Origin of the sequence: Paenibacillus sp. alder61, assembly GCF_020179875.1 — a bacterium.
In the GTDB taxonomy this organism is placed as follows: Bacteria; Bacillota; Bacilli; order Paenibacillales; family Paenibacillaceae; genus Fontibacillus; species Fontibacillus faecis.
In genome coordinates this window covers 352,263-364,422 of the sequence record NZ_JAIUDG010000001.1, presented here as the reverse complement: position 1 = coordinate 364,422, position 12,160 = coordinate 352,263, and the positions used below count along the sequence as shown (strand labels likewise).

Genomic DNA, 12,160 nt, shown 5'->3' with positions numbered 1-12,160 from the left:
TCACCTTCTTTCTTCCAGGATAAGTTCGGACCGCCCGCCTGGAGCTTTGACCATGCCGCCGGCGGTGAGTCCGGCCCGGAAACACATTTGCAGGCCGGAAACGCTGCTTAAAGGGACGCGGCAGCTGAGTTTCCCTAGCACGGAAATTTGCCGGCCCAGCAGTTTCGATCCGAGTCCTCTTCCGCGATAGAGCGGATGAACAACGACCAGACTCAATCCGCGCCCATAATCGGTGACGCAGGAAAAGCCGGCCAGTCTCGGGCCGTCCTCGGCTTTGATTTTGGCGAGCAGAAGAAGGGAGCCGGGGGAATGCAAATGGCGGGGAGTCAGCTTCATCAGTTCCCGGACCGTATTCGCGGGCAGGGCGGTTCTTCCGTATTTTTGCGTAAAGGCGATCAATTCGGCTTGCTGGATTTCCCAGGGACTTCCCTCTTTCGGCCGCCAAGTCTCAATCAACATCGCGGTCACCTCTTTAACGGCTCCAAATCCTTGCCTTGCCGGTATAAATAATGACTGAACTGGAAAATGCGCTCCAGCGACTTTTTGCGGATATGGGGCTCGTCAAACTTCATCGGTTTGGCGTTGGCCTCAAAAAACCAGATCTTCCCCTCGTGGTCGATACCCAGATCCATCGACATTTCCCCGAGCGTATGCCCCGCGCCTTTCTCGATTTGCTTGGCGATCAGAAGCGCGTTCGACTTCAGGCGGCTCATGAGGTAGTTGGTCATCTCCTGACCGAACACCGACAGGAGCATTTTTTCGGGGTCTTCTACGCTGCCGCCCTGGGGCACATGCGTCGTGATTCTCCGGAAGCCGGCCAGTCGTGCCCCGACGCCGGTAACGGTCCAGACGCCCTTCCCTGTCTTCTGCACAAGCACCCGCAAATCGAAATGCCTGCCTTTGTACGAGACCAGCTCGATTCCTTCCTGAACGATATACCGGGTCTTTCCGGTTTCCGCTTTAATGCGTTTCCACAGCAGTTGGGGCTTCCCGGTTTTATACACGACGTTTCTGCGCTTTACCCCCTGGATCGTGAGCCGGTAAGGTTTCAGATCCTCCCTGTCGTATTGAAGCAGCATGATGCCTTTTCCGGCCTTCCCGCTTTCCGGCTTCAAATACAGACTGCCGTACTCTTCCAGCATCGGCAGGAGGCTGCCCGGGGTGCGCAGCCGTTTGGTGTTGGGAACGAGCGCACGTGTGGCCCGGTTTTTTTTCAGCCAATCGAACAGCGTCCATTTGTTGAAAAAGAACGGGTTAAACAAATGGATGCTGCCGTGTCGGAGACAGTCGTCGATTTTCCGGCGGACCGAAGGCCTGCGCTCATCCTCCCGCCGCGGTATCCGGTTGTAGATGACTTGAGGCAGCGGAAGCCACTGCCTTTTCCACTGCTTTTCTTCCGTATGATACAAATAACCCTGGACTTTTTTGGCGGTCAGCTTCAAGTCCTTGGTTGTCACGACATAGACCGGGAAATCCAGCTCTTTGCCGATTTTGACGATATCCCGAAAATTCGCCCGGTTTCCGCGGAATTGCGTCAGGTCGTCCTCGACCGTGAGGATGGCCACGACGGGCTTGGCTTCGCCTGCAAGCTGACTCATCCGTTTTCCCTCCTCCGGAACTTGCTCAAATACAGACAGTGCTCCAGGATGTGATCCACCGAAGCGCGTCCTTCCGCCCGCAGCGACGGGTGCTTAAAGATGGAGCGTCCCGGTTTGGCGTTCGCTTCGAACATCCAGATTTTCTCGTCGCGGTCGATCCCGATATCGAAGCCGATTTCCCCGATCAGATGCTGGTGGTGGCTCTCGATCGCCTCAGCCAGTGTGATGGCGACGCTCTTGGCACTCCTCAGCACCTCATCCGACCGGGGACCGAAGGTGCGGGCCAACGCCTGCTCGGGGGTTAACAGGGAACCGCCGTTTTTGAGGTGGGTGGTTACGCTGCCTTTCCCGGCTTTCTTGGCGCCGATGCCGACGACCGCCCATTGATTTTTCCCGTTCTTATGCATGTGGAAGCGAAAGTCGATCGGGCAGCCGTCGATTTCGATCAGCCGTATGCCCTGTTGGGCGACGTAGCCGCGCAAACTGCGGCCGTGCCGGGCCTGGAGGGTGCGCATCATGCTGGCGAAGGAACCGAAGCGGAGCAGCGCGTTTCTGCCGTTTTTCCGATATCTCGCGTAATAGCCGCTCCTCTGGATTTTGGACAGCCGATAAATCCCGTTGCCGAGACTCCCGCTGTTCGGTTTGTAGTAAATCAGGGAATGGCGATCCAGCAGGTCCTTGATCTGCTCGGGGCTCGGGCTCATGATCGACTCCGGCACATACCGTCCCACCAGGGGATCTTTTTCAAGCATGCGGTAAATATCGGATTTGTTAAAAAAGCTCCAGTTAAAGAACGGAATTCTGCGCCGGATAAATCGGTCGCGGAGCTGGGTGATCGCCGGCGTGGTTTCGGCCCGCCTGCTCGGGAGACGGTTGTACACGACATCCGGCAGGGGAACCTTCTTTCGGATGAAATGGCCGGATTCACCCAGAAAATATCCGTTGATCGTCTCGCTGTCCCACTGAATATCCCGTGGCGTAAAGGCAAAGATATAAGACAATTTGCTTCCCTGTCTCAGCAGTTGCTTGATGAACCCGGTCCGGGAACCGAAAGGGTTGGTGGCGGATGAAGTCGGACCGTCCGAAAGCACGCCGATCAGAGGCCCGATCTGAACTTCCCCGTCTTGCAGACTGCGCAGGAATATGCCGCCGGCTTGGGGGATTTTAATGCCTTTGCGGATGCCGGAGGCGAGATAAAGATGCTTCCCCGGTTTTTTGATCGGTTTGACGGTCGCGGGGATCCGCTCGCCGCCGAATCTGAGGTGAACCGACTTCTTCCCCGACAGCTTCAAGTTTTTCATCAAAGAGCCGGACACGTAGACGACCCTTTGGGGCTGCTGCGTGAAATGGACGTTGCAAAAAGTCAAACTCATGAATTTTTCCTCCTAACAAAGTCTTCCGTGCCTCATTCAAGGTTTGCTCAGCAGCAAATAACGGGCGTACAGAATCGGATTCTCCACCGACTTTCTGGCGCTCCTGCGGTCCCCGATTCGGAAGAAGGAGGAGCGGCCGGGCTTGGAGTTCACCTCCAGGACCCATATGCGGCCAACCTTTCGGTCGATGCCGAAATCGATCCCGAGTTCCGCCAGGCGGCCGAAATGCGACTCAAGCGCCGGAGGAATCCGCAGCGCCAGATCCCGGATCGAGGCGAGGGCGGCCTTGGCTCCCGGCATCCCCAGCTCCCGGATCAGGACCGGTAACGCCCGGTGAGCGGTGCCTCCGCCGTGCAGGTTCGAGGTGAGCGCGTTCCTTGCGCCGACCCGCGCAGCCGTACCGGTAATTTCCCAGGCTCCGGTATCGTTTTTCTGCACCAGTACCCGAATATCGAAAGGCTCCTTTTTGGCGGTGCTTAGTTCCAAAAAGGGCTGGATCAGAAAGGACCGGCCCGAAGTGAAGCGGTGAATCCAGTCGAGACCTTCTTCACTGTCGGAAAATTGCTTGTGGAGTATTCCATTTCGCGGGTCCCTTCCGGTAATTTTGAGGCCGCCGTGAAGTTCGGATCTCTTTACATGCAGCGTTCGCTTGCCGTGGGTTCCGTGCTCGGGCTTCAAAAAGGCTTCGCCGCCATGCTGGCGGAGCCAGACGGCCAAATGTTCCGGGCCTTCATAGCGGGCGGTTTCCGGCAGATGAGGTTCGAACTCCGGGAATTTCCGGAGCGCTTGATACACCTGCCATTTCCCGGTTAACCCCCGCGTCAGGTAAACGAAGGGATGCTGCTCCGATAATCGGGACAGCGCCTGCCTTTTGCGCTGCTGCTGCCTCCGGTCGTGGGTGAAGCACCGGTCGTAAATGACGTCCGGAGGCGGGAAAAGCTTGTGGTGCCATCCTCCGTTCTCATAACTGTAGCCGGGGACGGACTCGCTTCCCGGTCGGAGGAACGACGGGCAAAACACATAAACGGTCATCCCCCGGCTGGAGCCGATTTGACACAGTTTACGGCAGTATCCCGGTTCCGCGAAAGGAACGGGGGCCCGGCCTTCGGCGACCAAAATGCCGATAACGCCTTTGGTTCGTTTGCTGAACATCACTCTTCTTCCTCCTCAGAAGCCGGACAAATAACTGGCGTATTCTACCACCTGCTTGACGGAGGGACGGATCTTGCCGCCTCCGATCGGGGTGTTGTCGTTTTTGGATGGCTTCGAATTCACTTCAATCAACCAGATCCGCCCTGAGGTATCGAGAGCGAGATCAATGCCGAGTTCCCCGAAATGGGCGGGAATATGATGGTCGACGCCCTCCGCGATATCCAAAGCGGCTTTGCGCAGCCGGACCGGGACTTTGCTCTTTATTCCGGCAGGCAGCGCACTCCGGGCGACGGCTTCTTTGACCGTGCTTAACGAACCGCCCCGGGCCAGGTTGGAAACGAAGTGCTGGCTTCCGGCGGTGCGGGCCACGATGGAGGTGACATTCCATTTTCCCGTCTGGTTTTTCTGCACCAAGGCGCGAAAATCGACCGGCCTGCGATCCGTCTCGATCAAAGTCAGTCCCTGCTGGATCTGGTAGCGTGTCGTTTTCATCTTGCCGGCAAGGGAAGAGAACAGCTTGGCGAGGCTGGGATACACCTGCCGACGCGTTCCTCCGACCTGGGCGGTGAGCGTTTGATAAGATCCGCCGTCCAGTTTGGAGATCCGGATGATGCCCTTGCCGAGACTTCCCCTGATCGGCTTGAGAAAGACGACGGGATGTTTGGCGCACATCGTTTTTAGTGTAAGAAAGTTACGAAAGAGATGGGATTCCGGCAAATACCTGGAGAGCGAGGCGTCACGCTGCAGCGCGTCGAACACTTCGGTTTTGTCTAAGAATTTCTCATTGAAAAAATGACTGCCGTAGCGGGATTTTACTTCTTTCAAGAAATGCTGTACGCTAGGTTTGTTCTCAAGCTTTCGTGAAGTAAGGCGATTGTAGAATACATCCGCCGCAGGAACCTGGGCCTTTTTCCATCCGTCGCCGTATACCCAGGCCGATAGTCGGCTGGAATTGGAACCGATATGATTCGGTGTGAAAAAATAAACATACACCCCTTGACGCTGACAGGCGTTAACGAGCTCTTTGCAGAACAGGGTGATCGGTCCGAACGGCCGTTCCGCTGAATCCGGATAGTCCTTGCTGATCAGCACGCCGACCAGCGGTCCCAGCTGCAGAGTCGTGGAGTGGGACCGGTAGGTCAGCCGCAATGAAGAGCGCGGCATCAGGCCCATTTTGTCGGCCAGCTCCTGACTGATGCGCATTCCGTCATATTTGGCCAGCGGGACGACCCGAACGGACTGCCGGAAGGAACCGAAGACGATTTGCATCTGATGATGAACAGGGATTTTCCATTGTCTGACCAGTTGTTCCCCAAGAACAAGGTAATCGTTCTCCAGCAAATTCGGACTCATGATCTGGATTTTCAGTTTTTTGGAGGGCATGAAGCGGATCTCCTTCCAAGCTTAGGCTTCATATCTAGGATGTAAAATGGTCATCTGCATAAGCGCATGTAATGCATCATATGAGGACATAGAATCCTTGGTGATTAACCCAGGCAAGCGGTTGAAGGAGGTTTTTTGAGGTGGACGATTGGCTTTATGTGGTCGTCAGCGTGGCTGTCGCCGCCTTCGTCGGCGGGGTCACGAATCATTTTGCGATTAAAATGTTGTTTCATCCCCGAAACCCGGTTTATATCGGAAAATATCACGTTCCGTTCACGCCGGGTCTGATTCCCAAGCGAAGGGAAGATATAGCGGAGTCGCTGGGCAACGTGGTTGCGGAATACCTTGTGACGACCGAGGGCTTGCAGGAATTGATGCTCCGGCCGGCGTTCAAAAACCAGGCGGAGCAGTACCTGCTGTCGGCGCTTCACCGTCTAGCGGCGAATCCGAACACGCTGAAGGAAGCGGCGCTGAGCGTCTGGGAACCCGAACAGTGGGAAGCGCTCAAGGGCCGCTTGGCTGAAGCGGGGGGCGCGCTGGCCGAGCGGGGAGGCCGGTATCTTTGGGACCGTCTCGGCCTCGACGGACGGAAGCTGAGCGAAATCGTACCGGGGTGGACGGAGGACAACCGGGAGCGATGGAGCGCGGCTGCGGCGGACGCGGTGCTTCGGGCGGTGGAGGAGGAACTTCTTTCGGCCGAGGGCCAGCGGATGCTGTCCAAGATGGCGGCGAACATGGTCGATCGGGCGGGCGGTTTTCTCGGCACGATGGCGGCGATTTTCGTGGACGAGGATAAGTTGGTCCGCAAGCTGACGCCGACACTGGTCCAGGCGCTCCGGGGAGAAGAGGCCGGACGCAGGGTCGCTCTGGCCATTCGGGGAAGAATGGAGCAGCTTGGCGAGAAAACCGCCGCGGAGCTGCTGGAAATGCTGGCCGGACAGGATGCGGAAGGATGGCTGGCCGATCAGATCCAAAATCTGCCCTTCGAGAAGTGGCTCGCTTCCGCCGAACAGGTAAAAGTCGCTTCCCTGGTGGCCCCTTGGCTTTCCCGGGCCGAGGCGGCGCTGCCGTCCGTGACGGAGCGGCTGATATCCTGGGTTGTTAAAGGCATCCCCGCCGCGATGCGGGCGATCCAACTGCCGAAGCTCGTTCAGGAGCAGGTGCAGAAGTTTCCGGTGGAACGGCTGGAGGAGGTCATCCTAAGCGTGTCGGGCAAGGAGTTCCGGGCCATCACCTGGCTCGGGGTGCTGCTCGGGGGCATCATCGGCTTGTTTCAGTCGCTTTTGATGCTGTGGATGGGGTAACGCAAAAAACATTATTTTATTGGAGGATGAAACTGTGAATATTTACGATAAGGCGAATGAACTGGCCAAAGCATTAAAGGAGAGCCCGGAGGTGGCGGAGATTACCTCCGCCATGAAGCTGGTGGACGCCGATCCCGAGAGCAAGCGGATGCTGGACGATTTCCGCAACCGCCAGAACGAGCTGCAGCAGCAAATGATGACCGGTGAAATGCCGTCTCCCGAAGAGATGGAGAAGATGGAGAAGCTGTTCGAGGTGCTCAGCATGAACCTGAATATCCGGCGCCTGTTTGATGCGGAGCGGCGGCTCAGCGTCATTATCCAGGACGTCAACAAAATCATTACGGACAGCCTTCAGCATTTATACGGACCGCAAATGTAAAACTTGTCTCATATTTCTCCTTGGTCTTCATAGAATAGAAATATAGATTTGAAGACGAAGGAGCTGCGGTCATAAATGAAGACGGTGAAGAAGAAGAGTAAAATCAAGCATGTCGTGTATTTGATCCTGGCTTTGGCGATGCTCGTCTACGCTCTGCCCATGATTTCCTTTGAGCCGGGCGCGGGCTGGGTATCGGTATTCGGCGCGGTGTGGGCCGCCTTCGCGTTTCTCGTCATCGGCGCGCATCTGCATTTTATCCTCGGCGTAAATGAGGAGAAGCAGCGGGCGCTTGACGCGGTCCGCCGGGCGAAGCTGCGGGAATGGCAGAGCAAGTGGACGGAGGAAGGCAAGCAAGGCCATGGCATGTAAAGGAACATAAAAAAACTGTCGGAAAAGCCGGGGTTACGGCTTCATCCGACAGTTTTTTTGTTTCAGGCGGAGACGATCCTGTCCCTTTATTCGAGAATCATGCGGTCGTGGCTCTCCCCCGGGGGGACGATCGGGTACACGTTCTGCTCTTCCACGACGCGGAATTCCATCAGGACGGGACCGGGCAAATCCAGTCCCTGGCGAATGATTGCCTCCGCTTCGGACAAGCTGGAAGCGCGCAGGCCGGTAACGCCATAAGCCGCCGCGAACGCTACATAATCCGGGGAGGTAATTTGGACGGAAGAATAGCGGCGCTGGTGGAACAACTGCTGCCACTGCCGCACCATGCCGAGATAGCCGTTGTTCAGAATGGCGATTTTGATCGGCAGCCCGTAGTCCACCGCGGTCATCAGCTCCTGCAGATTCATTTGGAAGCTTCCGTCCCCGGTGACGCAGAGGACGGGCTCATGGCGTCCGGCGGCCTCCGCGCCGATGGCGGCGCCGATCGCGGCAGGCAGCCCGAAGCCCATCGTGCCGAGCCCTCCGGAGGTCAGGAACGACCGGGCCCGCTTGAACTTGTAGTGATGGGCCGTCCAGATTTGATGCTGGCCGACATCGGTGGCCACGATCGCTTCACCGTCCGTCAGCTTATTGAGCAGCGAGATCACCTCCTGGGGATTCAATGTCCCCGGTTTGGCGGTGAAGTGGGGCACGCTCCTCTGCCAGCCGGCCGCTTCCGCCGCCCAGGACCGAACGCCGCCGGGGGAGGAAGCGGCCAAGGCCGTTAGGCCCTCCAGCAGTTCGGACAAGTTTCCGTGCACTCCCAGGTGAACGGGGATATTTTTGCCCAGCTCGGCGTCATCGATGTCGACCTGAACCTTCCAGGAGTTCGGCGAGAACGCCTGGATCTTTCCCGACAGCCGGTCGTTGAAGCGAACGCCGAGGGCCAGCAGCAGGTCCGCCTGGTGGACGGCCCGGTTGGCCGCATACGTGCCGTGCATCCCCACCATGCCGAGATAGAGCGGATGGCCGGACGGAAAGGCGCCGATGCCCATCAGCGTGCTGACGACCGGGATGTCGGCGTGTTCCGCCAGCTGGCGGAGCGCTTCGGAAGCTCCCGAGGAGACCACGCCGCCGCCGGCAAGGATGACGGGACGCTCGGCGGAGGCGAGGCGATCCGCGATCAGGCTGATCGTTTCCCGCGAAACGGGGGGCACGGGCTCGTACCCGCGCAGAGTAACGTGGCGTAAAGGGGCTTGCTCCGTTTTGGCGTTCATGATGTTCTTCGGCAGGTCCACGAGCACGGGACCGGGCCGGCCGGAAGTCGCGATATGAAACGCCTCTTTGAGAATTCGGGGAAGCTGTTCCACCTCCATGACGACATAGTTATGCTTGGTCACGTCCATCGTCATGCCGAAGATATTCACTTCCTGGAAGCTGTCCCGTCCGATCAGATCGGTCGAAACCTGACCGGTCAGCACGACGAGCGGGACGGAGTCCATGAACGCGTTGGCGATGCCGGTTACGGCGTTCGTCGCTCCCGGGCCGCTGGTGACCAGCGCCACGCCGGGCCGTCCGGTGATCCGCGCGTAACCGTCCGCCGCATGAACGGCCGCTTGCTCGTGCCGGGTGAGAATGTGACGGATATCCGGACAATCGTACAGGGCGTCGTAAATCGGGATCACCGCTCCGCCGGGATAACCGAAGAGGGTGTCGACCCCTTCCTCGCGCAGGCAGCGGATAAGCAATTCGGCTCCGGTGACCGTTTTTGAAGCCTGGACAGGGTGATTCGCAGTATGGTTTGGCATTTGGTTCCCTCCCGTATTTTTGACCCATTCTAGCGGAAAGGAAGATAAGCCGGAGTGACTCCGGTCATAAAGCGGGTATATTTTTCGGATATGTGATTGATAAAAAAAGCTTGCACGTATCGATGACTCCGAGCGCGACACCCGGAGTAACGTTCTCTGCCATGGAACGGGGGAAGCAGGCGGGTTATCCCGCTGGGTGTTTAATCGCGACAGTTGAACGCGGACATCCATGATAATCATTTTCGCGGCACCCCGAGGTCCTGCCGGATGACGATGCAAGGGATCGATTATTTGCGGGAGCTGGATATTCCGAATCAAATCAATACGACCGGGTCCCGTTAAAAATTTGAAGATGATAGGGTTTCGGATACACGTCGCCAACATCCACAATTGTAGTTATGAGGTACCATCGTCGGAATCTGGATTATTAACGGGAAAAGTTCCTGTTATTGTACCGCTCTTGGCTCTTCGGTCGGATTTAGCTGGAAAAACTCCATCTATTTTGCGGCCCTATTGCCGATATACACCATTCCAGGCGAATTAGCGGGAGGTTTTCCAGCTAATTCGCCTCTGCAACCGTATACGTTCCAAATTAACGGGAAGAATTCCCTTTAATTCGAACCAAGAACCCTTTACACCGATGTGAAAATTTTCAAATCAATAGTTCAAGCTAATGTCTAATAGAATCGGCAGGGGCTCACCGCCCGTAAACCGCACATCACATTTTATGAATAGAGCGGGCTAAGCCCCAGGGGAAAACCGCTTGACACTATAACAGACAAGTGTAGAATATTAAAAGTAGACAAATGTAGAAAATGGAGGTTCGGCGATGAACTTGATGAAGAAACTTCCGGATGCCGAATTTGAAATCATGAAGGTGGTGTGGGCCAATAAACCGCCGATTACAACCGGGACGGTAATGGAGCAGTTGGGAAAGGAAAAGGCATGGAAGGCACAAACAATTATAACTTTGATGAACAGACTGGTGGAGCGCGGCTTTTTGCGGAGTGAGAAAAAGGGAAAAGAACGGACGTATTTTTCGCTGATAAGTAAGGATGAGTATTTAAAATTTGAAACCGATGACTTTATCCAGCGATTTCACGGAAATTCCTTCTCCAGTTTAATCGCTGCGTTGAACGATAGCAGGAAATTCAAGAAAAACGATCTCGATGAGCTTGAGAAATGGCTAAAGGAAAAGAGGGAGTGATTTGACGGATTTTTTATCTCTATTTATCCAATGCTCGATTTCCATGTCCTTAGTAACATTGGCGTATATGGCGATGCTTCCTTATTTGGCTAAAAGATACGCCGCAAAATGGTTATACCTCATTTGGTGGGTAGTCTCAATCGGCTGGTTGATCCCTCTCCGTCCGCATATTGCGATCCCTTTTGTTCCTGTCCATAACGGCTCGACTACCGCCCCGTTCTTGAGTGAGCACGGAGATATAAGAGCGACAACCGGCATGGTAACACGTATAGTGGGCGAAAACGACTATACGGCCGCCACTTCATTTCTGGAATGGCGGATCTTTGCGGGGATTTGGTTGATCGGTGTCTTACTGGTGTTGTCCTTCCAACTTTATCGTCATTTTAGATTTTTGAAGCTGACCAACCGTTGGAGCGAGCCAGTGGCCGAAAACAAGATCCTGGAAATCTTTGAAACTTTGACTTCGGAGTTAAATATAAAAACCAAGGTACGGGTAAAATTCTGCCGCGTTATCTCATCACCGATGTTAACCGGTTTAATTCGGCCGGTGATTCTGCTTCCCCGGGATATCATGGAGGAAGAGGAGTATCGGTATATTATGAAGCATGAACTGATCCATTTTAAACGGTTCGACCTTTGGCTTAGGTTGATGATGCTGGGAGTGAAATCCCTTCACTGGTTCAATCCCCTGGTGTATTTGATGGACCGAACGATTTCATTGTATGGCGAAATCTCTTGTGATGAGCGGGTTCTCCAAGGAGAGGGTTTTCATAAGCGAAAAAAATACGGCGAACTCTTAATAAAAGTGATCCGAAACGGATCAATAACCGGCACTTCCATATCCACCAATCTGTTTGGAGGGAAACGTAACATGCGAAAACGCATAGATTCGATAATGGCTATTCGGCAAAAAAAGAACGGTGTCGTGATCCTCGCCCTGATATTGACCGGATTGTTTTTGATATCTGCCGTCTGGAACTCCCCGGAAGCCAAGGCGGGAAATCGGCAGATTCCTTCCGCCAAGGCCGAGGCGCTTGAGGTGGTTGTGGAGAACTGTAATGTTCGAGTGCAGCTCGCTTCGGATCAAAAGCTATCCTTTGTCTCCGATGCGGAATTCATAGAGGTGGTACAAAACACCAAAAAGACGACGACTCAAATCACCATCCGGCCGAAACGAGGTCAATCCGCGACGGATGCTGCAGACATGGTCACTTTGCTTGTACCCGAGCAAAAATACAAAACGGTTACGGTCAAGGGTGACAAAGCCGGCATTTCTTTGCCGGCCTTGAACGCCGATCTTGATCTTACGATCATCGACGGAAGTTTGTCGGCCGTCCTGCCGAAGGGATTTGCCAACACCCTTAAAATGGCTGTAGAAAACGGGGCCGGAAGTCTTCATATCGATCAGGGAGCCAGTAACTACAAGCTCTCCATGGGCATTAAAGAAAGCGCACTAACCATTCCGGAGCAATTCCCCGGATACAAACATGGAGCGTCAAGTTTTACATACAAAAGCGGCAAGGGAAAGGCGCAGGTTCAAGTCGATCTCAGCGGCTCCGCCTTCTCGATCAGCGATAATTAAAAAAA

Annotated in this window: 11 protein-coding genes and 1 pseudogene; 6 read left to right on the top strand and 6 right to left on the bottom strand. The window is 55.3% G+C overall.

Annotated elements, in window-relative coordinates; translation table 11 throughout:
* From LBW89_RS01625 to LBW89_RS01605, 5 genes are read right to left on the bottom strand one after another with little or no spacing between them, the layout of a single operon-like run.
* Nucleotides 1–459 (bottom strand): GNAT family N-acetyltransferase, encoded by a 459-nt coding sequence (locus LBW89_RS01625; protein ID WP_211373259.1) that lies wholly within the window; start codon nt 457–459, stop codon nt 1–3.
* A gap of 5 nt (nt 460–464) precedes the next feature.
* Nucleotides 465–1,598, bottom strand: a complete 1,134-nt coding sequence (locus tag LBW89_RS01620) for a YheC/YheD family protein (RefSeq protein ID WP_148450539.1) — start codon at nt 1,596–1,598, stop codon at nt 465–467.
* On the bottom strand, nt 1,595–2,971 hold the full coding sequence (locus tag LBW89_RS01615; protein WP_148450538.1) for a YheC/YheD family protein: 1,377 nt from the start codon (nt 2,969–2,971) through the stop codon (nt 1,595–1,597). The genes LBW89_RS01620 and LBW89_RS01615 overlap by 4 nt, the downstream gene beginning before the upstream one ends.
* A gap of 36 nt (nt 2,972–3,007) precedes the next feature.
* On the bottom strand, nt 3,008–4,123 hold the full coding sequence (locus LBW89_RS01610) for a YheC/YheD family protein (RefSeq protein ID WP_148450537.1): 1,116 nt from the start codon (nt 4,121–4,123) through the stop codon (nt 3,008–3,010).
* Between the two features lie 15 nt (nt 4,124–4,138).
* Nucleotides 4,139–5,506: a YheC/YheD family protein gene (locus tag LBW89_RS01605; protein ID WP_148450536.1), complete on the bottom strand. Its 1,368-nt coding sequence runs from the start codon at nt 5,504–5,506 to the stop codon at nt 4,139–4,141.
* 140 nt (nt 5,507–5,646) lie between these two features.
* Between LBW89_RS01605 and LBW89_RS01600 the strand changes: the two genes are divergently transcribed.
* From LBW89_RS01600 to LBW89_RS01590, 3 genes are all read left to right on the top strand, one after another.
* Nucleotides 5,647–6,810 carry a DUF445 family protein gene (locus LBW89_RS01600; RefSeq protein WP_148450535.1) on the top strand — a complete coding sequence of 388 codons (1,164 nt, stop codon included), beginning with the start codon at nt 5,647–5,649 and terminating at the stop codon, nt 6,808–6,810.
* A 34-nt stretch (nt 6,811–6,844) separates the two neighbouring features.
* Nucleotides 6,845–7,189, top strand: coding sequence for a YlbF family regulator (locus tag LBW89_RS01595; protein WP_148450534.1), 345 nt, complete (start codon nt 6,845–6,847; stop codon nt 7,187–7,189).
* Nucleotides 7,190–7,264: 75 nt separating this feature from the next.
* The gene (locus LBW89_RS01590; protein ID WP_148450533.1) at nt 7,265–7,558 is read left to right on the top strand and encodes a hypothetical protein; all 294 of its coding nucleotides are present in this window, start codon (nt 7,265–7,267) and stop codon (nt 7,556–7,558) included.
* A gap of 86 nt (nt 7,559–7,644) precedes the next feature.
* Here LBW89_RS01590 and ilvB read toward each other — a convergent pair whose 3' ends face one another.
* Nucleotides 7,645–9,366: a biosynthetic-type acetolactate synthase large subunit gene (gene ilvB, locus LBW89_RS01585; protein ID WP_148450532.1), complete on the bottom strand. Its 1,722-nt coding sequence runs from the start codon at nt 9,364–9,366 to the stop codon at nt 7,645–7,647.
* 89 nt (nt 9,367–9,455) lie between these two features.
* Here ilvB and LBW89_RS27825 point away from each other — a divergent pair.
* The 3 genes and pseudogenes from LBW89_RS27825 to LBW89_RS01575 all read left to right on the top strand — a co-directional run.
* Nucleotides 9,456–9,705: pseudogene (locus LBW89_RS27825) on the top strand (radical SAM/SPASM domain-containing protein); the annotation flags it as partial.
* Nucleotides 9,706–10,195: 490 nt separating this feature from the next.
* Nucleotides 10,196–10,573, top strand: a complete 378-nt coding sequence (locus tag LBW89_RS01580; RefSeq protein ID WP_148450531.1) for a BlaI/MecI/CopY family transcriptional regulator — start codon at nt 10,196–10,198, stop codon at nt 10,571–10,573.
* Between the two features lies 1 nt (nt 10,574).
* Entirely contained in the window at nt 10,575–12,155 is a 1,581-nt protein-coding gene (locus LBW89_RS01575) for a M56 family metallopeptidase (protein ID WP_148450530.1), read from the top strand.
* Nucleotides 12,156–12,160 lie beyond the last annotated feature (5 nt).